This is a genomic window from Arthrobacter sp. CAN_A2 (assembly GCF_015752045.1).
In the GTDB taxonomy this organism is placed as follows: Bacteria; Actinomycetota; Actinomycetes; order Actinomycetales; family Micrococcaceae; genus Arthrobacter_D.
Genome location: NZ_JADOUS010000012.1, coordinates 42,720 through 66,228, shown reverse-complemented (window position 1 = coordinate 66,228; position 23,509 = coordinate 42,720). Strand labels below are relative to the sequence as shown.

The window sequence follows — 23,509 nt, the reverse complement described above, 5'->3', positions numbered from 1 at the left end:
TCGCGGACGGGGACGATCCCCGCCGGCTAGCTCTCCGTGTTCGTCCGGCCGCGCACACCGGCCCGACCGACCGCCTGCCGGAGGCGGCCGACGGTCCGCCGCGCGGCCGCCGGTCCGCTCCGCCGCGCGGCCAGCAGTGACGACACCATCGAGTAGCGGCCCGCATCCAGCGGGACGTCGTACGTCGTCGGCACCACCACCACGTTCTTCGAGAAGTTCCGCTTGAACGTCGTGACATTCGCGAGCGAGGGGTAGTTCTCGCTCTCGACACCCGTCAGGCCGCACGCTGTGTTGCCTGCGGCCTTGAGCGCCCTGAACGCCTCCCACAGGAGCAGGTAGGGGGCGAAGGTACTGCGCGCGGCCTGCGTGCTGCCGGCGAAGTAGTAGACGGAGTAGCCACGGTACTCCGTGGTGATGAGCCAGCTCAGGGGCTGCCCGTCGCCATAGGCGACGAGGAGGCGGAGATGGTCGCCGAGCACGGTCAGCAGGGTCTCGTAGTAGGACGAGTCGAAGGACTGGAACCCGTCGCGCTCCGCCGTTTCCCGGAGGATCGGGTACAGCTCGGTCGCGAAGACCCGCTTCCATTCCTCGCGAGGAATGTTCCTGACCTCGATGCCGTTGCGTCGGGCCCGCCGGATGCTGTTGCGGGCGTTCGGCCTGAAGCTCTTCAGCAGCTCCGCCTCGGACGGCGTGAAGTCGACGACGATCTCCCGCTCGTACCAGCCGTGTTCGATCGGGCCGGTGGCGGGCGGCTGCAGGGTGGCGACCTGGAGGCGGACGTAGAGCGGATGCACCGTCGGATCATCGCGGAACTGCCGACGCACGGTCTCCATCAGCAGGCGTTCGGCGGCGGGCGTCCGCTCCGCGTACCAGACCGGCCCGTTGACCACGACGACGGACTCACGGAAGCGGCGCACCACGTGCACGTAGCTGGCAGTCGCGACGAGCGTGCCTGCGGCGTCCCGGTAGGCCCAGATACCCAGCGGCGTGCGCCCGAGGGCCCGCTCGAAGTCGACCCAGTCGGGCGTCTGCTCGAGCGGGATCACCACGTCGGGGTGCGCGGCGGCGACGGCGTCGAACGCCTGCCGGTCGAGCGTGCTGTAGGTCAGGAGCGCTGGGTTCACTGGGGGTCTCTCACTGGGGGTCCTGCACTGGTCTGATGATCGGCTGCGCTGCGGGTCGGGGTCCCGGCCGGCTCCGGCCCGATCCTGCCGGCCGGCGGGGTGACGCTTGCGCCCGCGCGGTCCTGCAAGCCTATCGGAGCGGCACCCGCGGATCCGTTCCGCGCCGTGCGCGGCCCCTCCACGGGTCGGCGCAGGGGCGAGGATCCGCGAAGACCCAGGATGAAGCGGTCGAGTGCCCCGTCGAACGGGCCACCCTGGGGATCGTCGATGCCGATCCGCCGTACGACGTCCCGGCAAGGCGCGAGGATCTCCGCGACAACCACGCCCATGACATATGCAGTAGCGAGTATATGGGCGAGGACGGCCCAGGAGTAGGTGCCCAGTCCCAGGTTGTTCGCGGCAGGGCCCCCGCTCGTCGTGCCGCCCAGGTACAGCCAGACCGCCGCCCAGTGGAGGATCTGCACGAACTGCCAGGCGAAGACCACCCGCCATCGGGGGACCGCGAGTGCCATGAGGGGCACGAGCCACAGGGCGTACTGGGGCGAGTAGACCTTGTTGCAGAGGATGAACGCACCCACGATGAGCAGCACCAGTTGGGCCAGCCGGGGCCGGCGCTGCGCCCGGAGTGCGAGGACCGCGATGCCCGCGCAGGCGATCACGAACAGGACGGCGGCGCCGGCGTTGATCGCGCCCGGCGTGAGGGTGGCGGCGCCGGCCTGCCGTGCCAGCGCGTTGTAGACGTACCAGCCCGAGGAGAATCCGGCGTCGCGCGTCTCCGAGAAGGTGAGGAAGTACCCCCAGCCCTCGGGATCACGCAGGAGGAACGGCAGGTTGACCGCGAGCCAGGCCGCGAGCGTCCCGGCCAGGGCGCCGAGGAAGGGCCGGTAGCGCCCCGTGCGGATCGCCAGGACCAGCACCGCGCCGAGAATGAGGACGGGGTAGAGCTTCACGGCGGTGCCGAGCCCCCAGAGGACCCCCGCCAGGACCGGCCGCTCGCGCGCGAACGCCAGCATCCCGGCCGTCGCGAGCAGCACGGCCCAGAGATCCCAGTTGATGGTGCCGGACAGGATGATGACCGGGGCAGTGGCCACGATGGCCGCGTCCCAGGGGCGCCGGCCGGCCAGGCGGAGGGTCGCGAGGACCGTCAGGATCCACACCCCGGCGAGGAGCACGGCGTTGACGTCGAAGTAGAGGCGCGAGGCTTCGGCGGGTTCGGCTCCGCTCCCGATCATCTCCACGAGCACCGCGGTTCCCGAGGCGAGCAGCCCGAGCAGCACCGGATACTCGAAGAGCGCCCCGGGGGTGATGAACGGGAGGACGCCGTCTCCGAGACCCCGGCTCCGGTAGAGCTCGGTCCAGTCGGAATAGCAGGCGCGATAGAAGTAGTCCGGTGCGGACCATCCCTGGATCCGGCAGGGGTTCTTGACGACGACGGCCAGGACCGCCGAGCAGACGGTCAGGAGGATCAGCACCCGCTCCACCGTGAACCATCCGGGCGAGATCCGACCGGGGTCGGCGCGCCGCCCGAGGGGGCCTCCGACACCCTCGACCAGTGGCCGCAGCGCAGGATCGGACCGGCTCGGGACACTGATGCGATAGGGGCCGCGCCTGCCCGTGCCCGAGGTCATCTCCCGAGCCTAACCTCCTCGCGTCCGCGGGCATCCGGGCGCTCCGGGCGCGCGACCGACGATTCCGGCTCGATCGAGGAATGACGCGGCATCCGCCCGCGTTGAAAACTGAACGTAGACTGGCATTCCCTGCCAACCGCGCCCGGGGCGATGACGGCCGGGGCATATTCAACTGGCTTTCGAGGAGAACTGTGGGACAGAACCCCATTCGCGTGGCAATTATTGGAGTCGGCAACTGTGCCGCGTCGCTGGTCCAGGGCGTGCACTACTACCGCGACGCGGATGCGTCGGGTGCCATTCCCGGCTTGATGCACGTCGAGTTCGGCAAGTACCACGTGGGGGACGTGCAGTTCGTGGCGGCGTTCGACGTCGACGGCAAGAAGGTGGGCCACGACCTCGCCGAGGCGATCGGCGCCAGCGAGAACAACACGATCAAGATCGCCGACGTGCCGCCGACCGGCGTCATCGTCCAGCGCGGACACACCCTGGACGGTCTCGGCAAGTACTACCGCGAGACCATCGTGGAGTCGGACGAGGAGCCCGTCGACATCGTCGCCCAGCTCAAGGCCTCCAGGGCCGACGTCCTGGTCTGCTACCTGCCCGTCGGCTCGGAGCACGCCGCGAAGTACTACGCCCAGTGCGCCATCGACGCCGGCGTCGCGTTCGTCAACGCCCTCCCCGTGTTCATCGCGGGCACCAAGGAGTGGGCCGACAAGTTCACCGAGGCCGGGATCCCGATCATCGGCGACGACATCAAGAGCCAGATCGGCGCCACGATCACCCACCGCGTCATGGCGAAGCTGTTCGAGGACCGCGGCGTCACGCTCGACCGCACCTACCAGCTGAACGTCGGCGGCAACATGGACTTCAAGAACATGCTCGAGCGTGACCGCCTCGAGTCGAAGAAGATCTCCAAGACCCAGGCCGTCACCTCGAACGTCAAGGCCCAGCTGCGGGCCAATGACGTCCATATCGGCCCGTCGGACTACGTCGCCTGGCTCGACGACCGCAAGTGGGCCTTCGTCCGCCTCGAGGGCCGCAACTTCGGTGACGCCCCGGTGTCCCTCGAGTACAAGCTCGAGGTCTGGGACTCGCCGAACTCGGCCGGCGTCATCATCGACGCCATCCGCGCGGCGAAGATCGCCCTGGACCGCGGTATCGGCGGACCGATCCTCTCGGCGTCGAGCTACTTCATGAAGTCGCCGCCTGAGCAGTACGCCGACGACATCGCCCACGAGAAGGTCGAGGCCTTCATCCGCGGTGACATCGAGCGCTAGACAGCACCGAAGGAGGCCGGGACGGATATCCGTCCCGGCCTCCCGTGCGTTCCGGCCCGAACGGGCGGCAGGGTCCGGCGCTAGAACAGCCCGACGGCGTTGCCGTCGGCGTCCACGTCCATGCGGAGCGCGGCCGGATCCTTCGGCAGTCCGGGCATCGTCATCACGGATCCCGTGAGGGCGACGATGAACCCGGCACCGGTCTTCGGGATGAGGTCCCGGACGTGGACGGTGAAGCCCTTGGGTGCTCCGAGCACGCTGGGATCGTCCGAGAACGAGTACTGGGTCTTCGCCATGCACACGGGCATCCCCGCCCACCCGTTCGCCTCGATCTCCTTCAGTCGGCGCAGGGCCGGGACCGAGAAGTCGACGCCGTCCGCGCCGTAGATCTCCTGCACGATCGTGCGGATCTTCTCGGCGACGGGGAGATCGAGCGGATAGAGGTGGGAGAAGGCGACGGGGCGTTCGAGGGCGGCGAGCACCTCGGCGGCGAGCTCGTCGCCGCCGGGCCCCCCGCCGCCCTGGCCCCACACATCGGCAACGGCGGCGGCGATCCCCTCGCCGGCACACCAGGAGAGCAGCCAGTCGAGCTCCTCCTGCGAGTCCGTGCCGAACCTGTTGATGGCGACGACGGGCGGGATCCCGAACTTCTCGATGTTCCGCACGTGGCGGAGGAGGTTCGCCGTCCCGTCCCGGAGGGCGTCGGCGTCGGGCCTGGCGAGGTCCGCCTTGGCGACCCCGCCGTGCATCTTGAGGGCACGGATGGTCGCGACGATCACGACGGCGTGGGGGGCGAGATCCGCGGCCCGCGCCTTGATGTCCATGAACTTCTCGGCCCCGAGGTCCGCGCCGAAACCGGCCTCCGTGACGACGATGTCCGCGAGGCGGCGGGCCGTCCGGGTGGCGATGACGGAGTTGCAGCCGTGCGCGATGTTCGCGAAAGGGCCGCCGTGGACGAGGGCCGGGGTGCCGGCGATGGTCTGCACGAGGTTGGGCTTGAGGGCGTCCTTGAGCAGCAGTGCCAGCGCCCCCTCCACCCGTAGGTCCCGCACGGTCAGGGGTCGGCGGTCGTAGGTGTAGCCGAAGGTGATGTTCGCCAGGCGTTCCTTCAGGTCCGCGGGGTCTCCAGCCAGGCAGAAGACGGCCATGATCTCGGAGGCCACGGTGATGTCGAAGCCGTCCTGGCGGGGGGTCCCCTGCATCGGCCCCCCGAGGCCGATGACCACTTCGCGCAGCGCGCGGTCGTTGACATCCAGGACCCGCTTGAAGGTGATGCGCCGCGGATCGATGCCGAGCTCGTTGCCCTGGTGGATGTGGTTGTCGATCAGGGCGGCCAGTGCGTTGTTCGCGGAGGTGATCGCATGGAAGTCACCCGTGAAGTGCAGGTTGATCTCGTCCATCGGCAGCACCTGTGAGTAGCCGCCGCCGGTCGCGCCACCCTTCATGCCCAGCACGGGGCCGAGGGACGGCTCACGCAGGGCGATCATGACGCGCTGCCCCGCCCGGGCGAGCGAATCCGCGAGCCCCACGGTGCAGGTGGACTTGCCCTCGCCGGCGGGCGTGGGACTCATGGCGCTGACCAGGACCAGCTTGCCGGGGGTACGGCCGTCCTCGGGCAGCAGGCGCGGGTCGATCTTCGCCTTGAAACGGCCGTGGAACTCCAGGGCCTCCCGCGGGATCCCTGCCGCATCGGAAATGTCCTCGATGGGCTTCACCGCGGCGGCGCGGGCAATCTCAAGATCGCTCATGCAGCCAACCTATCAGCGCACCGGGATCAGGCCCGCGGGAGTCCTGCCCGCCCGAGGACGTAGTCGATGAGGGGTTCGTACAGTCCCGGGGTCACGTTGTCGTCGAGCGGGACGGCGACGTCGAGCTGGCCCTGCGCCTCGGAGACGAACAGCCCGGGGTCGTTGCAGTCCGCGAAGCCGACGGTCGGCAATCCGGCATTCGCCGCATGGCCGGCCCACCCGTGATCGGCCACGACGAGGTCCGGCAGTTCGTGGCCGGCGCGGGTGAGCGTCTCGAGGCTCAGGCGCATCGGCTCGGGGAAGTGGGTGTGCATGAGTCCGCCGTGCTGGTGCCACACGAGCACGCCGAAGACCTGCCGGATGTCACCGGCGCCGAAGCGGCGCCCCTCCGGGACGCGTACCACCGTGGCGCCCGCCGAGGCCACGGCCTGCGCGAAGGCAGCATGGACCGGGAGCAGGCCCGCCGGGTGGCCCGTGGCGAAGAGGATCCGCTCCCTCCGGCGGGCGGACGCCCCCAGCCGGTCGGCGAAACGGTCGAGGGCGGCGACGCACTTCCCGGCGTCGATGGTGTCCTGGCCCTCGGTGTGGTCCCGGTCGGGGCTCGTCCCCACGCGTTCGTGCATGAGGTCGAAGACGTCGTCGTAGGTCCAGTCGCGGGTGTGTTCCACCCCGAACTCGAGGTGCTCGTTGCGCTCCAGGAAGAGCCGCATGTGCTTCAGGTTGTCCTGCCGCGGCGTGGCCACCAGCCCGGTGATACGAACGGAATCGAGGTATTCGGCGAGCTCGGCGGGATTCACGCTTCCATCCTAGGGTGCGCGGGCCCGAGGTTCAGCGGGCGGTCGCCGTGGAGAAACGCTCGACGGCGGTGCGGTAGCTCTGGGCCGTCAGCAGGGCCGTGCGCTGCCAGCCGAACGCCAGCGCATGGGTGGCGGCCCCGCGGCCCAGTGTCTCCCGGAGGCGGGCGTCGTCGTGCAATCGTTCGAGCACGTCCGCCCAGCCGGTCGCGGAGTGGCCGTCCACGAGGAGGCCGCTGCGCCCGTCGCTGACGGCCTGGGGCAGCCCGCCGACGTTGGCGGCGACCACGGGGGTGCCGCAGGCCTGCGCCTCGAGCGCCACGAGCCCGAAGGACTCGCTGAAGGACGGCATGGCCACCACGTCCGCGGAACGGAACCACTGCGCGAGGTGGGAGGCGGTGACGGGCGGGTAGAGGCGCACGTCCCGCGTGAGGCCGGCGGCGTCGATGAGGGGCTGGAGGGCGAGCGCCTCGGGGCCGCTTCCCGCACCGAGGATGCTGACGGCAAGCGGGATGTCCGGCCGCCGGCGCCGGAGTTCCGCGGCCGCGGCCACGAGGACCTGCGGACCCTTGAGCTTCTGGATCCTCCCGGCGAACACCACGTGGAACTGCTCCGGCGGGAAGGCCAGTGCAGCGCGGGCGCCCGACCTGTCCCCCGGGTGGAACGTCGACAGGTCCACGCCCGGTGCCACCACGTCCACCCGGTCCGGGGTGGCGCCGTAGAGCGAGATGAGTTCGGTCGCCTCGGTGCTCGTGTTCGCGATCAGGCGTGCCGCCCCCGCGACGACCTCCTGCTCACCGGCGATCCGTTCGGCCGGTTCCGGCGCGATGAGCGCCTTCATGCGCAGGTTCTTGACCTTCGCCATCGTGTGCATGGAGTGGACCAGGGGCAGGTTCATCTGCCGGCTGAGCGTGAGGCCCACCATCCCGGAGACCCAGTAGTGGGAATGCAGGACGTCGAAGTGGCCGTCCGCGAGGAGGTCGGCCACCTCGGTGATCGCGTCGGCGAAGGTGTCCGTCAGTCCCGGGAGGGCTTCCTTCGGGATGCGGTGGCGGGGTCCCGCATCGAGGTGGTGGACCACGACGCCGTCGGCGAGCACCTCGCGCCGCGGGCGCCCCTCGCCGGCTTCCCGGGTGAAGATCTCGACGTCGATCCCGACCCCCGCGAGTTCGAGGGCGGTGCTCCTGACATAGACGTTCATGCCGCCCGCGTCCCCCGTGCCGGGCTGTTCGAGCGGCGAGGTGTGCAGGGACAGCATGGCCACGCGCCTGACGCCGGACACACCATCTCCCTTCCGACCGGCGGAGGGAGACCGGTCGCATAACCTCACGACCCTATAACGCCCTGCTCACGCCCCCCATTCCGTGAACCGATGGCACACCTGGCCGTCGCTGCCCGTCGACCGCACCCGGGATCGCTGATCTGATCGCCGGCTGTGGTCGACGCGGCAGGCGCCGACGGATCACCTGATGTACGTGGTGTGCTGGGGCAGCGTGAAGCGCGGCGACGCCTCCCACGGGTCACGGGGCCGGTCGACCCAGGTCCGCCCGTACAGGGAGATGCTGTTCCCCCATTTCCTCAGCATGCGCTGCACCTCCTTCCTGCGGTGGAAACCGGGCATGGGATGTGCCGGGACACCCGGGGGGTCCGGTGCCGGACGGGCGTCCGGGAGCGGCGTCAGGGAGCCGCTCATGATGAATTCGCCGGAGGCTCCACGGGATTCCGTGGGATCGTCGGTGAATTGGGCAGGAATGGGCCGGGAATTGGGCATGACTAACTTTCGGCAGGAAGGAATTCGGCAGGAACGAGCCACGAACGGCATTGCCGGGGAAAGGAGTTCGAAGGAAGCCGCGCACGGGCACGGGGAGGGGTGCTGGTTCGTCCGGCTATCGCCGGTGCGCAGACTTCCTAGCGGAGACGGGGGATGAAGGCGGGATCGGTACGGCGGGCAAAGGCTCCGCCGAGCAGGGTATTCACGATCTCCACCTCCGTTCCGTCGAGTGACCTGCGGTCATGTGGCCACGGTTCCCTCGTAGGTCGAGTGGGGAACCGTTCGAGTTGGGAAGACCCAATGGCACGTGGACAAAGCTACCGTATGGAATACGTACAGGCATAGTCCTTCGAATGAATTTATCCGGGTATTTCCGGTGAAAGGTGGAATTGGGTGTCGGGACCGACCACTGCGAACTCCCGCATCGCGCAGATCGACGCCCTGAGGGGTTTCGCCCTCTTCGGCATCCTCATGGTCAATGTGTGGTTCTTCGCCGACTCGTCCCATCTGTCGGGAGGGCCGGAGGCGTCCACCGCGTCACGGACGGACCTCGGTGTCCGGTTCGTCGTGGCGACGTTCTTCGAGGGCAAGTTCTACCTGCTGTTCTCGCTGCTGTTCGGCTACGGGTCCGTCGTACTCGCCGCGACGGCCGGCAGGGACCCGGCACGCCTCATGGCACGGCGCCTCGTCTTCCTGGGGATCCTCGGCGTGGTTCACGGGCTGACCCTGTTCTACGGCGACATCCTGCTGACGTACGCGCTGGCGGGCGCGATCCTGCTCGCCGCCGCATCCGTCCCGCCGCGTGCACGGCTCGGTCTCGCGATCGGCATCACGCTGGGGATGGCCCTGCTCCTCGTCGCCGCGGCGGCGCTCCTGCTCGTCGGCGGGGCGTCGGGAGCCGACGTAGCCGCCGGCGCCGCCCCGTCCACGCCCGCGGCGTCCCCCGCCGACGCACTCGCTGCCAATGCGGCCACCTACGGCGTCGTCCTGCCGTCCGTCGTGTTCTTCCAGGGGCCGCTCGCCCTCGCGGCCTTCCTCGCGGGCTCCGCCCTCGCGATGCAGGGTGTCCTCCGACCCGCAGTGCCCCCTCGCACGGTGCTGTGGCGCGTCGTCGTCCTGGCCCTCCCCCTCGGCCTGGCCGGTGCGGGGTACTCGGCCTACCTCGACGTGTGGGGCGCCGGGAGCGCGGCGCCACTCCTGGCCACCGGCATCTCGGTCGTGGCGTCACCGCTCGTGACCGCGGGCTACGCCGCGTCCCTCCTGCTGGTGCTGGGGTCACGGGCCGGACGCGTCGTCGCCGCGGTCCTCGTTCCTACCGGGCGCCTGTCATTGACCAACTACCTGGCCCAGTCCGCCGTGCTGTGCCTCGTCTTCACCGGGTACGGACTCGGCCTGATGGACCGACTCCCGCCCACCCTGGTGGTCGCGGTCGTCGTCGTGCTCTTCGCCGGGCAGGCGGCAGCCAGCCGCTTCGTCCTCGCGAGGTACCGGACCGGTCCGCTCGAGTGGGCCCTGCGGCGCTTCGCCCGCGGGACGCCGCGGCGGGTGTCAGGTCCCGACGGCGCCTAGAGGTTCCAGTGCACGATGGCGGGCGTTTGCTTGTCCCAGCCGAGCGCGCAGACCGCGGCCGTGCCGAGCACGAAGCGCCGGCCCTCGATGCCGCCGAACTCCAGCCAGCGGGCCGCGACGATCCGCAGGAAGTGGCCGTGCGCCACGAGCAGCGCATTCTGCACGGGCGTCGCCCCGGGGTCGTTGTCCGCCGCGGTCCCGCACCCGGCCTGGACGCGGGCGATGACGCGGTCCGCCCGCTCCGCCACCTGGTCCAGCGTCTCGCCGTGCGGGGCGCCGTCGTTCCAGATCAGGTAGTCGGGGTTCTCCACGCGGACCCTCGCGCTGTTCCGCCCCTCGTTGTCGCCGTAGTCCCACTCGTGGGCGTAGGGCAGGACCTCGGCGTCGGGGAAGCCCGCGAGTTCGGCCGTGCGGACCGCACGCTGCAGGGGCGAGGTCACCACGAGGTCGAAGTCGACGCCCTGGAGGTGCTCGCGCGCGGCGAGCGCCTGCTCCTCCCCGTGTCCGGTCAGGGGGAGGTCGGTCAGGCCCGTGTAGCGGCCGTCCCTGGACCACTCCGTCTCGCCGTGCCGCAGCAGCCAGAGGCGGGGCAGGGGCGTGCCCGACGGGGTGAGATCCGGTGTTGCGGCGCCTGACAACGGCTTCATGGGGTGCTCTCCTGGGATTCGGGCTGCTCGCTCCACCACTGGCGGAGCTTGGTCTGTGCGTCGGCCGGGTCCTGCGGGCCGTGGTCCATCCGCTCCTCGAGGAGGAAGCGGTAGGCACGACCCACCACGGGGCCGGGCCGGACACCGAGCAGCGCCATGATCTGCTCGCCGTCGAGGTCGGGGCGGATCGAGGCCAGCTCCTCCTGGTCGGCGAGCGCGGCGATCCTCGCCTCGAGATCGTCGTAGGCGAACGCGAGCCGTTCGGCCTTGCGCCGGTTCCGGGTGGTGACGTCGGAGCGCGTGAGGCGATGGAGCCGCTCGAGGAGGGGACCGGCGTCGCTCACGTAGCGGCGGACGGCCGAATCGCTCCAGCCCGCCTCGCCGTAACCGTAGAACCGCATATGCAGTTCCACGAGGCGCGCCACGGCCTTGATGGTGTCGTTGTCGAACCTCAGCGCCCGCAGCCTCTTCCCGACGAGCTTCGCTCCGACGGCGTCGTGGTGCCGGAAACTGACCGCGCCTCCGGGCTCGAACTTCCGGGTCGCGGGCTTGCCGATGTCGTGCAGGAGGGCGGCGAGCCGCAGGACGACGTCGGGCCCCGGGACCGGCCCGTCCTCGCCCGACTCGAGGGAGCACGCCTGGCGGAGGACGGTGAGGGAATGCTGGTAGACGTCCTTGTGCCGGTGGTGCTCGTCCGTCTCCAGCCGCAGCGCGGAGACCTCCGGCATCACGTGCTCCGCGAGCCCCGTCTCCACCATCAGGTCGATCCCTGCGTCGGGCGCCGTGCCCAGGATGAGCTTGACCAGTTCGTCCCGCACGCGCTCGGCAGAGATGATCGAGATCCGCTCGGACATGTGCGTCATCGCCTCCGTCACCTCCGGGGCGAGGGCCACGCCCAGCTGGGAGACGAAGCGGGCGGCACGCATCATGCGCAGCGGGTCGTCGGAGAACGACGACGACGGCGTGCCAGGAGTGCGGAGGACGCCGGCGTGCAGGTCCCGGGCACCACCGAACGGGTCGACGAGTTCGAGGGACGGCAGCTTGAGGGCCATCGCGTTGATCGTGAAGTCGCGGCGCTCGAGGTCATCGTCGAGGTTCGTGCCGAAGGCGACAGTCGGGTTCCTGGAGGACGGGTCGTACGCCTCGGCGCGGTACGTGGTGATCTCGATCTGGTAGCCGTCCTTCCGGAGGCCGATCGTGCCGAACGCCCGGCCGATCTCCCAGTACGCATCAGCCCAGCGTTTGACGACCGCGAGCGTCTGGTCCGGGTGGGCGTCCGTGGTGAAGTCCAGATCGGGCGACACCCTGCCCAGGAAGAGATCGCGCACCGGCCCGCCGACGAGCGAGAGCTCGTGGCCCGCGGCGTCGAAGAGTTCGCCGACCTCGAGGACAACAGGAGGGAGGGGTGCGGTGAGGGTCGAAGTGTCCAGCAGGTGCGCCATAGTCCCTTAAGGGTGCCAGATCAGCACCCGTTTCCCACACCGCGGACGGGGCCGCATGATGCCGTGACGCTGCTGCGGGAACGGGCGGGTGAAGGGTCGCGCCGTCATCGCTCCGGGCCAAAGATCGTTAGAGTGGTCTGCATGGACCGACCCGTTCCAAGTGCTCCGAAGCGCACCCCGTTGACAGTGTCAATGGGAACCACGGGTATGCCTGCCGTGCAGCATCAGTTGCCCACGGTGGAGGAGGTGTCCGCAGGCGGTATCGTCGTCGACGCCTCGAAGGAGACCCTCGACGTCGCCATCATCGCCCGCCTCAACCGCGGCGGACGCCTCGAGTGGTGCCTGCCGAAGGGCCACCCCGAGGGCGCGGAGAACAATGAGGAAGCGGCCGTCCGGGAGATCGCCGAGGAGACGGGCATCGAGGGCAGGATCGTCTCCGCGCTCGGCAGCATCGACTACTGGTTCACGGTCAGCGGCCACCGCGTGCACAAGACCGTCCACCACTACCTCCTGATCAGCACCGGCGGCTACCTCACCATCGAGAACGATCCCGACCACGAGGCCGTCGACGTCGCGTGGGTCCCCCTGCAGGAGCTCGGCCGCCGCCTGTCCTTCCCCAACGAGCGGCGGATCGCCGACCTCGCCCGCGAGGTCCTGCCCGAGCACCTCTGAGTCCGGCGCGCGACCACCGCAGCCGGGCCGAGGCGCGCCGTCGTCGTCCCATCGGTGAGACGATGGGGAGCGATGTCTGACACGAACACAGCCTCGGTACCCCTGCAGGACCCCGGTCACCCGGTCCGCGACGATCCCTCGGCGCCACGGAGCGGTTCCACCGTCCGGTCGAGCGCGATCATGGCCGCGGGTACCCTCGTCTCGCGGATCCTCGGCCTGGTCCGCGTGGCCCTGCTGGCGACGGCGATCGGCGCCACGGGTCAGGTGTCGGACCTGTTCACCTCGGCCAACAACCTCCCCAATTTCCTCTACCTGATGCTGGCGGGGGGCGTCTTCAACGCGGTCCTGGTGCCCCAGATCATCCGGGCCAGCAAGCAGCCGGACCGGGGGGCGGACTTCGTCAGCCGGCTCCTCACCCTCACGGCAGCAGCGCTCCTCGTGCTGACCGTGCTCGTGACCCTCGCCGCGCCGGTGATCGTCGGCGTGACGACGAGCTTCACGGGGGCGAACCTCGCCCTCACCACGGCGTTCGCCTTCTGGTGCCTCCCGCAGATCTTCTTCTACGGGATCTACGCGGTGACCGGGCAGATCCTGAACGCCAACGGTTCGTTCGGCCCGTACATGTGGGCGCCCGTCGTCAACAACGTGGTGTCCATCGCCTTCCTGGTGGTCTTCATCGCGCTGATGGGTGGTGAGCAGGCGGAACGGCACCAACCGGAGACGTGGACCACGGACCAGACGGTGCTGCTGGCCGGTGGGACCACGCTCGGGATTGTGATCCAGGCGCTCGTGATGTTCATCCCGCTGAAGCGCCTGAACCTGGGACTGCGGCCGAAGTTCGGCCTCCGCGGCACGGGCCTCGGGCGGACCGGCAAGCTCGCGTCGGTGACGATCCTGACGATGCTCATCGGCAACGGTCTCTATCTCGTGAACCTGCGCGTCGCCACCATCGCCTCCGATGCCCGGCAGGGTTTCCTGGCCCAGGACCCTCCCGTGCAGATCCCGGGGTCCACCAACCTCGAGTTCGGCGCGATGGTGTACCAGCTGCCGCACTCCGTGATCGCGCTGTCACTGGCCACGGTCATGTTCAACCAGCTCTCGTCCGCGCATGCAGACGGCGACCTGCGGACGGTGCGGGCCACCCTGTCGCGGGGCCTGCGCATGATCGGCGTGGCCACGGTGTTCGGCGCGGCGGCACTGCTCACCTTCGCCGGACCGCTCGGCGTCCTCTTCAGCGAATCCCCCGAGAGCGCCGCCATCAACGGCGTGATCATCGCGATCCTCGCCGTGGGCGCCCCGTTCCTCAGTGCAAACTTCTTCCTCAACCGTGTCTTCTACGCCAGCGAGGACGTCAGGACACCGCTCAAGATCCAGATCATCCTGTCCGCCGTGGGGGTCAGCCTCGCCCTCATCGCCGGTACGTTCGACCCCCGGCTGATCGTGCCGATGCTCGCCGTCGCCTACTCGCTCGGCAACGCGATCGCCGTCGTCGTGAGCCACCTGTTCCTCACCCGGAAGATCGGCTCCTACGGCGCCGGACACGTCTTCGACGTCCATGTCCGCCTCACCCTCGCCGGCATCGTGGCAGCTGTCGCGGGGACCGTCCTGTGCTGGGCGTTCGGAGGGTACAGCGCCGACGGCTTCCTCTGGCAGTCGAAACCGAACGCCCTCCTCGTGCTCGCGATCGGAGGAGTCCTCATGTTCGCCGTGTACCTCGTGATGCTGAAACTGCTGCGCGTCACCGAACTCGCCGAGCTCACGGGCCCGCTCCTCGCACGATTCCGCCGGAGCGGCGCCTGACGTACCGCCCGGGAATGGGACGACCGACCGGTAGCATGGGTAAAAATCAGCCAGGGTTTCCGGGGAGGAACACGTGCCAGAAGCAGTAGACGTCGGTTCAGTGCTGGGTGGCCGGTACAAGGTGACCGCCTACGTACTGGCATCTGCTGAGAAGGATCTCGTGCTCGACGGCGTGGACCAGGTCCTCAACCGGGCCGTCAGCATCCTCGTCGCCTCGGCCGGCAACGCCTCGCAGGTGGCCACGAGTGCCCGGGAACTGGCCACCGGTGACAGGAACGGCAATATCCAGGTCCTCGACCTGGGTATCACCGACTCCGGCACCTACCTCGTGACCAACCGCGCACCCGCCGCCGACATGCTCGACCTGATCGTCCAGCAGGACGCGCCGGCGCACGAGGCGCCGTACATCGAACCGTTCTTCACCGATACGCTCGGTTCCGAGATCTTCGGCCATCCGCGCTCCACGGAACCCGAGACCTACGACGACGATCACGACGAGGACTACGACGACCGGCCCCAGCGCCCCTCGCGGTTGTCCGGCCTGACGCGGCGCTTCGGGCGGCGGAATGCAGGGGATCCGCAGCAGGACGACACCTCGGATCTCGCCCCCGTCCCCGCCGAGCCGGTCGCCGCTCAGCCCCTGGGCGACCAGCGGACATCATCGCACCGCGTGCCGCCGCCGCCGAGCCGGCGACCGGGCGGGGCCTCACCCGCCGCCTCACCCTCGGCATCGCGCGACGAATCCCGGGACGAGAACGCCCGCGACGAGAACACCCATGAGCGCCTGAGCCCCGCCGCCGTGGCGGCCGGCGCCGCAGCAGGAGCAGCTGCCGGAGCGACCTCCGCCGGAACGCAGACCTCCGCGCGGCCGGCATCGCTGTTCCCGGCGTCCGCCTACAGCGATGACGACGACGCCCGCACCGCCGGCTCGGATGATCCGGACGAATACGACACGGAGCAGGCCGACCGGGAAGATGACGACGACAGCGACGGCGGTGGCCGGAAGTTCACCCGGATCCTCGTCGGACTGGTGCTCACCGTCGTCCTGGTGGTGGCCGTCGTCCTCGCGGCGACGCACCTGGGCTCCGTGTTCAGCGGAAGCAGCCCGGTTGCCGAGGACGATCCCGTCCGATCGACGAGCGCACCAGCGGAGGAACCGACGACGGCCCCGGCCGCGCCCTCCGCGGAGCCGACGCCCACACCGGCGGCAGTGACGCCCGTGATCACGGGCATCACCCGGCTCGTCCCGGACAACCCCGGGCTCGACGCCGGCAACGACACGACGCTGCCGCTGATCATCGACGGGAACCCCGCGACCTTCTGGGGCAATCAGGTCTACGCCAGTGACACCTTCGGAGGGCTCGCCACGAACCTGGCGCTCGTCGTCGAACTGGAGCAGGAATCCACCATCACGCAGGTCACCATCGACCAGCTCAACGCCGCGGGTGGCACCTTCTCCGTCCTCGTGAACGACCAGCCCACGCTCGCCGGCGCCGAGCAGATCGCGCAGGGTGGCTTCACCGCGCCGACCGCGAACCTCCCCATTCCCGCCGGCCCCGACGGTCCGGTCGCCGGACGATACGTCATCATCAATTTCACGCAGCTGCCTCGGCTCTCCAACATCCAGGCCCAGTTCCCGTTCGGGCTCAGGATCGCCGAGATCGACGTCAGCTGACCCCGCGGTGCGTGCTGCGCGGTCCTGTGGAGCGCGCATCCGGGCCGGCCCGGACACCCTCGTCCGGCGGAATAACCTCCCCCACGGTTCCGTTGTGGGAGGTGTCCGTGAGAAACGCCCGGCACGGCCGTATCAGCGCAGGAAAAGACAGGAAGGTCTTCCGAACACGTGACCACGCACACCGATGTCCAGCTGGAAACACCCACGGCAGATTTCTCCGGCGGTGACCACAAGGTCCACGACGTCATCATCGTCGGATCCGGGCCCTCCGGGTACACCGCGGCGGTCTACACCGCCCGCGCCAACCTCAAACCCCTCATGCTCGCCAGTTCGGTCAAGGCCGGCGGCGAGCTCATGAACACCACCGACGTCGAGAACTTCCCCGGTTTCCCGGAGGGTGTCATGGGTCCCGAGCTGATGGAACAGTTCGAGCAGCAGGCGCGTCGATTCGGCACCGAAATCCTCTATGAGGACGTGGTGTCCGCGGAACTCTCCGGCGACATCAAGAAGCTCACCATCGGCACGGGCGAGGAGTTCTTCGCACGAGCGGTCATCATCTCGACCGGTTCCGAGTACCGGGAGATCGGGCTCGACGACGAGAAGCGGTTGTCAGGACACGGTGTCAGCTGGTGTGCGACATGCGACGGCTTCTTCTTCCGGGATCAGGACATCGCGGTGGTCGGCGGCGGTGACTCGGCGATGGAGGAAGCCCTGTTCCTCACGAAGTTCGCACGCTCCGTGACTGTCATCCACCGACGCGACAGCCTCCGTGCCTCGAAGATCATGCAGGATCGGGCCCTCGCCCACGAGAAGATCCATTTCCTGTGGAACTCGGAGGTCGTCGGCATCCACGGCGCCGAGAAGGTCACCGGCGTGAAGGTCGCGAGCACGGTCGACGGGTCGACCAGCGACGTCGACGTCACCGGCATCTTCGTTGCCATCGGTAACGATCCGCGCGTGGACCTCGTCAAGGACCAACTCCAGCTGACCAGCGAGGGCACCATCGCCGTCCAGGGACGGACCTCCAAGTCCTCCCTGCCCGGCGTCTTCGCCGCCGGCGACGTCATCGATCCGACCTACCGCCAGGCAATCACAGCGTCGGGTAGCGGCTGCGTCGCGGCCCTCGATGTAGAGCACTATCTGGCCGACACGGTCAGTGCCGGCATGACCGCCGCGCGGGTACCCACCCCTCCGGCCGAAGCAGTCTCCGAATCAGCCACCCTCTGATCGACCAACTACGCAAGGAGCAACACAATGAGCAACGCAAAGGATGTGACAGACGCGTCATTCGACGCTGATGTCCTGCAGGCGAGCAAGCCCGTCATCGTCGATTTCTGGGCCGAATGGTGTGGCCCCTGCCGCATGCTGTCCCCGATCCTCGATGACATCGCAGCCGAGCACAGCGAGAAGGTCGACGTCGTGAAGGTCAACGTCGATGACAATCCCGCTATCGCAGCGAAGTACGGCATCACCTCCATTCCCGCGGTATACGTCTTCAAGGGTGGAGAGGTCGCAGCGACTTCCATCGGCGCCAAGCCGAAGCAGGTCCTCGAGCAGGAGTTCGCGGCCTTCATCAACTGATCGCAGCGTCAACGGAGGGGCCCGTCGGATCGATCCGACGGGCCCCTCCTGTGTGTGGCCACGCGGGCCTTTCCTGGCCACGCGGTATCCACGAGGGCGGCTCCCGTGTGTGCATGCTGGGAATGATGACGCACGCCGACCAGCGCTCCTGTGATTCGCACCAGGACTTCCGATCGTGGTCCTTCTTCCGGCGCCCGCCTCGATGAAGGCCGTCTGCCATCGAGGTCCCTTCGTCCCTGGCTCTGACACCGGTGCGAGACGTCCGGAGCTGATCCGCTGAGAGCACCAGCCGGTCTGGAAAGAAACGAATCTCATGGACGACCTTGCTCCGTCGACCGTAACGGCCCGGAGAAGGGTCTTGGCAGCCGAGGTTGTGTCATTCGCCCCGTCCTTCAGTACCCGGCAAGCACCCCTTCCGGCAGCTTCAAGCCTGGAATGGCTCGCCTGGCATCCTCTGAGCAGCGCACATGGCCGGCGTGCCCGGCGGGCGCATGCGTTTACCGGCAGTGTCGCGTTTCACGTGAAACCAACAATTGCTTCCTTTGTTGCTGAATACATCAGCTTTCAGCTGTTTTTGTCGGTCTGGCAACCTAGATGTGCGTTCGGCGGCCGGACCGGCACTCGAGATCGCTCCGGGCCCGAGGGCGGTGAGGATGGCCTGCCTCCCTGCCCCGCGATGGATAATTTCCTGCGATGGTCCACGCCTCATCGAAGACCCTAGGTCCTGAATTACCGACGATGCGACCGGAAGAGTGATCCCAGAACTCCTCACGTCGCGTCGAGTTGATGCGGCTCGTCGATGACGCTGTGCCCGACTGGACGTTTCACGTGGAACACCGGGCGACACCGGCAACACCGGCAACACCGGCAACACCGGTCAAGCCTCCCTCACCCGGGTCGTCGTACCCCGCGGGTTTTCGTACCTCGCGCCGTGCAACACCCGTCGACCCTACGCGTAGCAGCGACCCCCGCAATGCGCGCCCGGTGATGCACCGTGGTCTGCCGAGCTCTCGTCCGCCCATTAGTTGGCAGCCACTCTCTCACCGCCCCGGTCCTAGGATCCCAAGTCGACCCAAGGGGCACCACTGTAGATCTTCTGACCGACCCGCGCTGCGTTCCCTCCGGACGCAGCGTGTCTGAGCCGCGCGGAACCGAGCCACGGGCGCCGCGGTCCGGAGGTACACCCGCCTCTTTCGCTCGAGGCGACTCCGAGAGTGCGGGCATCGCCAAAACAAAGCCGGGATTAGTTCTCTCTCTGCAACCGGCAAGATCAGCCTCGACGGTCGGCGCAAGGCGCGTCGGATTCGGCCATCCACGGCATGTGCTCACAGGGTCTCCGGCCCGTGCGAAGTCCACCTGGGCCACGCAAATCCTGCTCAACCGAAACTTAAGCCACCGAAGCGAGGGCGCCCAGGGGTGATGTGAATATGCCGATCCATGCTCGCCCTGACCCGCTGAGGGCGATCGTGCGAATTCGATGGCGCGTCGGCTCCGACCCGAGGAACCGCCACCACCAACCCTCGGCAGAGCATACAGCCCACCATGCCTCGAAGACTTCGATCGAGCGACCCGTAGATCGCAAGCACGACAAGCTGACCGATGACGTGCCGGGCTGCCGCGCATTTCAGCATCCAGCGCACCGTATCGGCGGTACGTTCGACCCGGCCTGCGTGCGCTGCTACCCAGAAGATCACGTTTCACGTGAAACGGCTGTGGCGTAGCGCAGACGAACGGCTGACGGGTCGGGTCCAGAGTGCGAAGGGATCGGAGTGCTCGGTCTGACGTCTGGCGACTCAGACGGCGACGCCGGTACCGTCTCGGAGCTCCTGAGCTGGTCTTGCACCCTTAATCAATGTGAATGAATTGCTTTCTGGTCAATGTCACGTGCGTGGTACGTCGGCGTTGGTGGGCGCACCGGAGGCTCGGAGGCCTGCCACCTCGACTTATGCAGGTCCGACCATACCGCGGGCGGCGGGAACGACTGACCCGAATTGTCCGCTGACCGGATCCGTTCACTGTCACTGTCACTCTGCCTGTCACTTTTACAGTCACTTTCAACGTCACTGCCACTGTCGCTCTGTACGCCAGGCGATTAGCTCCACCTGCCTCGCTGCACGGTTCAGGAATTCCACCCCGCCCTCAGCACCACACCAGCAGCACCGCGGGCCACTCTCTGGACCGAGGGAATTACTCGGCCCACAGCATCGGATGCCCTGCGCCTCCGCGTGCATCCACGCGCCCCGCGCGTCCTCGGGCGATGCCGACCGACGACCGAAGGGGGAGGGACCCGTGAGGCCCAAGGACCAGGTTTCACGTGAAACGTCCGCGCGTGGACCCTCGGGGCGCACTGTGCTCGCCTCACCGCGCCGCGCCTTGGAGCGTGAACCATCGATCCGACGAGGTGCGCCGACTCGTCACCTGCATCATCCGACGTAGGTGCAACCGAACTTGTTGCAATGAAGCGCTGGGCTCGTTCTGCACACACAGCTAGGCCACGGACCATACCGGCCAGACACAACCGGACGTCAGTTTTCTCTACTGACATCGGCCACGCTGATGTTGGCATGGCTCACCGAACAGGAATCGGCTGCGGAGCATCACGAGGATGGAACGTGAGGGGAGGCAGCAGGTGGAGTGGCAGCAGCAGTCAGTGCCCCGAGCCCGAGCGGAGGAGATTCGCTCCCGTCCGACCACCGCTGGTTCCCCCGAACTGATGGAACTGATCCGAACCGACTGCCCGCCTGCGGCGTGTGGGCAGAGAAGTGATGAGGGGCTATGGACTCAGGCAGGAGCGGCGGAACATTCTGGCCGTCGTGTATGTGATCGACAGAGCCCTGCAAGGAACCGCGATGTTTCACGTGAAACTGCATTCCGAACACGGGTGATTGTCTGGTGTTTCGAAGCAGGACCTGGAAAACAGGCAGCGCAGCGGTCCTGGGGGCCGCGTACCGAACGGAAATGTACGCACATCGAGGTGGCCATGGCACTCCCGATGTCCGTCTGAGGCCCCGGCGCACGGACGTCCTGGGCTTCGGTCCACACCGCCCCTCATGGCGGGGGGGGTTTTGCGGCCGAAAATGCAACGCCCTTGGTGATTACATGAAGGATCCAAGGGGACCGGAGGACCTTGCCTGTGGATCTCCCCCAGCGCCAAGTACACAATTCCATGGCGACGACGATCCCGGCCACGGTCGTTACTTTCGACCGGGTCGAGCGTTTCACGTGAAACCGAGCGCCAAGCCTTCCGTCAGTCCTTGGAAGGAGACAAGACTCCGATGATCCTATTGAGGTCGTCGACGCTCGCGAACTCGATACTCACACGGCCCTTCTTCGCGCCGAGTGTGATCTTCACGTTTGTATCGAGCCGGTCGGACAGGGAGGTGGCGAGATAGTCCAGGCGCTCGTGGCGGGCCCCGTCCTTCGGTGTCGCCGTTTTGGTCGGCCGTCGAAGCCCTCCGCTCAGGGCGACGATCTCCTCGGTCGACCTGACGGACAACCCCTCAGCGACGATTCGTTGCGCCAGCTTCTCCATTTCAGCAGCATCGGCAAGACCGAGCAGGGCCCGCGCGTGACCCGCAGAGAGGATTCCCGCAGCCAATCGGCGCTGGACAAGCGGGGGCAGTTTCATCAGGCGGAGCGTGTTGGAGATCTGAGGGCGCGAGCGACCGAGTCTTCCTGCGAGTTCGTCATGGGAACAACCGAAGTCATCGAGGAGCTGCTGATAGGCTGCGGCCTCTTCCAGGGGGTTCAGGGCACTGCGGTGGAGGTTCTCCAGAAGTGCATCCCGGAGGAGGTCGTCGTCGAGCGTCGAGCGGATGATTGCGGGGATGGTCTCCATTCCCGCCTCGCGCGACGCCCGCAGCCGGCGCTCACCCATGACCAGTTCATAGGGAGCGTCGCCTTCCTCCTTGGACGGACGCACCACCACAGGCTGCAAGACTCCGATCTCCCGGATCGAGTGCACCAACTCCGCCAGCTCGTCCTCGTTGAATTCGACGCGTGGCTGCTTGCGGTTCGGGTGGATGCTGTCGAGCGACAGCTCGGCGAACCGGGCACCCGGCACGTCGATGAGCCCATCCGCCGGTTCCGCCCGTTCCCCGGTGCTGGGCGGGGCCGAGGCACTGGCCGTTTCACGTGAAACACGTGGTGTAGGAGCGTGGGCCTCAATCGCAGGCGTCGGCCCGCGGTCGACAGCCGAATCCGGTCCATGCACGGTCACGTCGCCTGCGGCTCCAGCGGAGACCTCACCGCTGTCCGGCTGCCGCTTCGTCGTGCCCGAGGATGATGCGTCCTCCCCTTCTCCGGAAGAGGGGAGGCCGACGGACGGGCTGGTGTCGTCGTTTGTCCCATCGGCATGGGCGCCCTCGACCACGGGGGTCGTACCCTCGGAGGATCCGCCTGCGGCCGTCGGCATCCCATTGCTCGTGGACTTGCTGCCTGCGCTGTGGGGGACGCCGGTGCCCGCTGGCTTCCGGGAAGTTCCCTTTGCAACCCGTTTGGTTTGTGCGTCGAGCACATTCTTGTTGATGCCTGTTCGCAGGGCCGACGAATAGGAGCGTGGCTGCTCTGCCACGTCGTCCTCGGTGACACGCTCGAAGAAGAGGTCTACCGGCCGTCCCCCTTGCTTTCGGGAGGTGGCTGAACTGTCCGACCGCCGGACCTCCCGCTTCTCCGGAACACGTTCCGGTTCGGCCTGCTCCGGGACCTCTTCAACAGGCGCGCTGGGAATCAAAGCGCCTAACCCCCGGCCCAGGCCACGCTTCTTCTCCGCCATGTCATTCCTTCCACGTTTCGGAGCGAGGCTCCGGTTCTACGTCTTGCGGGTCCAGCGGACCGATGGTCGGCCCGTCGTCAGGACCGCGAGGCGATTTCAGCCGCCGCTTCCTGATAGGAGAGAGCGCCACTGGATGAGGGGTCATATGTCATGACGGTCTGCTGGTAGCTCGGGGCCTCGGAGATCCTGACGGACCGCGGGACTACTGCCTTCAGCACCTGCTGGGGGAAGTGCTCACGGACTTCCGCTGCCACCTGGGCCGCAAGATTCGTCCGCCCGTCATACATGGTGAGCAGGATCGTCGAGACTGTGAGGTCGGCGTTGAGGTGCTTCTGGATCATCTCGATGTTCTTCAGGAGCTGGCTCAGTCCTTCGAGCGCGTAGTACTCGCACTGGATCGGGATCAGGACCTCCTTCGCGGCTACGAAGGCATTGACGGTCAGCAGTCCCAGGCTCGGCGGGCAGTCGATGAAGACGAAGTCCAGGCGCGGCTCACCCTTCTTCTCACGCTCCTTGGCGTACACGTCGATAGCCCGCCGAAGCCTCTGCTCGCGCGCGACGAGGGAGACCAGTTCGATCTCGGCGCCGGCAAGATGGATCGTGGCCGGAGCGCAGATCAGATTAGGGACATCCGGGCAGGCCGCGACGACGTCGCCCAGCGGCACGTCGTCGATGAGGACATCGTAGATCGAGTCAACGTCGGCGTGGTGATCGATGTTCAGAGCGGTCGATGCGTTCCCCTGGGGATCGATGTCGATCACCAGGACCTGCAGTCCGGCGGTTGCGAGGGCCGCGGCGATGTTGACCGTCGTCGTCGTCTTGCCCACCCCACCCTTCTGATTGCTGATCGTCATGATCCGGGTGCTCTTCGGCCGGGGAAGCTCCTTGCCCAGGAGTTTCTCGCGGCGCCTGGTCTCGCTCGCAAGTTCACGTCCGAGGGGGGATGAGTCATCCATCGCCTCCATCACGCTCTTCCCCTTGACCAGCTTCTTCGCCGCGGGGGAACC

At 67.9% G+C, this 23,509-nt stretch carries 17 protein-coding genes; 7 read left to right on the top strand and 10 right to left on the bottom strand.

The genetic code is table 11. The features are described from left to right. Positions 1 to 26: 26 nt before the first annotated feature. Entirely contained in the window at positions 27 to 1,124 is a 1,098-nt protein-coding gene (locus IWX63_RS14790) for a lipid II:glycine glycyltransferase FemX (protein ID WP_199278914.1), read from the bottom strand. Next, positions 1,121 to 2,752, bottom strand: coding sequence for a glycosyltransferase family 87 protein (locus IWX63_RS14785; RefSeq protein WP_199278913.1), 1,632 nt, complete (start codon positions 2,750 to 2,752; stop codon positions 1,121 to 1,123). Before IWX63_RS14785 ends, IWX63_RS14790 begins: the two co-directional genes overlap by 4 nt. A 191-nt stretch (positions 2,753 to 2,943) precedes the next feature. Here IWX63_RS14785 and IWX63_RS14780 point away from each other — a divergent pair, with 191 nt between their 5' ends. Continuing rightward, a complete protein-coding gene (locus IWX63_RS14780) occupies positions 2,944 to 4,029 on the top strand; it encodes an inositol-3-phosphate synthase (protein WP_199278912.1) in 1,086 nt (361 codons plus the stop codon). 80 nt (positions 4,030 to 4,109) lie between these two features. Here IWX63_RS14780 and IWX63_RS14775 read toward each other — a convergent pair whose 3' ends face one another. The 4 genes from IWX63_RS14775 to IWX63_RS16840 form a co-directional block, all read right to left on the bottom strand. Beyond that, positions 4,110 to 5,777 (bottom strand): formate--tetrahydrofolate ligase, encoded by a 1,668-nt coding sequence (locus tag IWX63_RS14775; protein WP_199278911.1) that lies wholly within the window; start codon positions 5,775 to 5,777, stop codon positions 4,110 to 4,112. Between the two features lie 26 nt (positions 5,778 to 5,803). Further along, entirely contained in the window at positions 5,804 to 6,574 is a 771-nt protein-coding gene (locus IWX63_RS14770) for a phosphatase (protein WP_199278910.1), read from the bottom strand. A gap of 31 nt (positions 6,575 to 6,605) precedes the next feature. Continuing rightward, positions 6,606 to 7,853: a D-inositol-3-phosphate glycosyltransferase gene (gene mshA, locus IWX63_RS14765; protein WP_199278909.1), complete on the bottom strand. Its 1,248-nt coding sequence runs from the start codon at positions 7,851 to 7,853 to the stop codon at positions 6,606 to 6,608. A 180-nt stretch (positions 7,854 to 8,033) separates the two neighbouring features. Continuing rightward, complete coding sequence (locus IWX63_RS16840; RefSeq protein WP_334685901.1) at positions 8,034 to 8,156, bottom strand: hypothetical protein; 123 nt, start codon at positions 8,154 to 8,156, stop codon at positions 8,034 to 8,036. Between the two features lie 579 nt (positions 8,157 to 8,735). Between IWX63_RS16840 and IWX63_RS14760 the strand changes: the two genes are divergently transcribed. Continuing rightward, positions 8,736 to 9,911 carry a DUF418 domain-containing protein gene (locus IWX63_RS14760; RefSeq protein WP_199278908.1) on the top strand — a complete coding sequence of 392 codons (1,176 nt, stop codon included), beginning with the start codon at positions 8,736 to 8,738 and terminating at the stop codon, positions 9,909 to 9,911. On the opposite strand, the gene IWX63_RS14755 is transcribed toward IWX63_RS14760, so the two are convergent. After that, the gene (locus IWX63_RS14755) at positions 9,908 to 10,558 is read right to left on the bottom strand and encodes a histidine phosphatase family protein (protein WP_199278907.1); all 651 of its coding nucleotides are present in this window, start codon (positions 10,556 to 10,558) and stop codon (positions 9,908 to 9,910) included. The two genes, IWX63_RS14760 and IWX63_RS14755, sit on opposite strands and share 4 nt — an antisense overlap. Beyond that, on the bottom strand, positions 10,555 to 12,000 hold the full coding sequence (locus IWX63_RS14750) for a CCA tRNA nucleotidyltransferase (protein ID WP_199278906.1): 1,446 nt from the start codon (positions 11,998 to 12,000) through the stop codon (positions 10,555 to 10,557). The genes IWX63_RS14755 and IWX63_RS14750 overlap by 4 nt, the downstream gene beginning before the upstream one ends. 192 nt (positions 12,001 to 12,192) lie before the next feature. Here IWX63_RS14750 and IWX63_RS14745 point away from each other — a divergent pair, with 192 nt between their 5' ends. From IWX63_RS14745 to trxA, 5 genes are all read left to right on the top strand, one after another. Continuing rightward, complete coding sequence (locus IWX63_RS14745; protein WP_334685900.1) at positions 12,193 to 12,672, top strand: NUDIX hydrolase; 480 nt, start codon at positions 12,193 to 12,195, stop codon at positions 12,670 to 12,672. A 72-nt stretch (positions 12,673 to 12,744) separates the two neighbouring features. Further along, the gene (gene murJ, locus IWX63_RS14740; protein WP_199278904.1) at positions 12,745 to 14,472 is read left to right on the top strand and encodes a murein biosynthesis integral membrane protein MurJ; all 1,728 of its coding nucleotides are present in this window, start codon (positions 12,745 to 12,747) and stop codon (positions 14,470 to 14,472) included. 73 nt (positions 14,473 to 14,545) lie between these two features. Further along, positions 14,546 to 16,147, top strand: a complete 1,602-nt coding sequence (locus IWX63_RS14735) for an ABC transporter substrate-binding protein (protein ID WP_199278903.1) — start codon at positions 14,546 to 14,548, stop codon at positions 16,145 to 16,147. Between the two features lie 192 nt (positions 16,148 to 16,339). Next, a complete protein-coding gene (trxB, locus tag IWX63_RS14730; RefSeq protein ID WP_199278926.1) occupies positions 16,340 to 17,374 on the top strand; it encodes a thioredoxin-disulfide reductase in 1,035 nt (344 codons plus the stop codon). A gap of 27 nt (positions 17,375 to 17,401) precedes the next feature. Continuing rightward, the gene (trxA, locus tag IWX63_RS14725; RefSeq protein ID WP_199278902.1) at positions 17,402 to 17,728 is read left to right on the top strand and encodes a thioredoxin; all 327 of its coding nucleotides are present in this window, start codon (positions 17,402 to 17,404) and stop codon (positions 17,726 to 17,728) included. Positions 17,729 to 20,975: 3,247 nt separating this feature from the next. On the opposite strand, the gene IWX63_RS14720 is transcribed toward trxA, so the two are convergent. Both IWX63_RS14720 and IWX63_RS14715 read right to left on the bottom strand, forming a co-directional pair. Next, positions 20,976 to 22,142 carry a ParB/RepB/Spo0J family partition protein gene (locus IWX63_RS14720; RefSeq protein ID WP_334685904.1) on the bottom strand — a complete coding sequence of 389 codons (1,167 nt, stop codon included), beginning with the start codon at positions 22,140 to 22,142 and terminating at the stop codon, positions 20,976 to 20,978. A 437-nt stretch (positions 22,143 to 22,579) separates the two neighbouring features. After that, positions 22,580 to 23,467, bottom strand: coding sequence for a ParA family protein (locus IWX63_RS14715; RefSeq protein ID WP_199278925.1), 888 nt, complete (start codon positions 23,465 to 23,467; stop codon positions 22,580 to 22,582). Between the last annotated feature and the right edge of the window lie 42 nt (positions 23,468 to 23,509).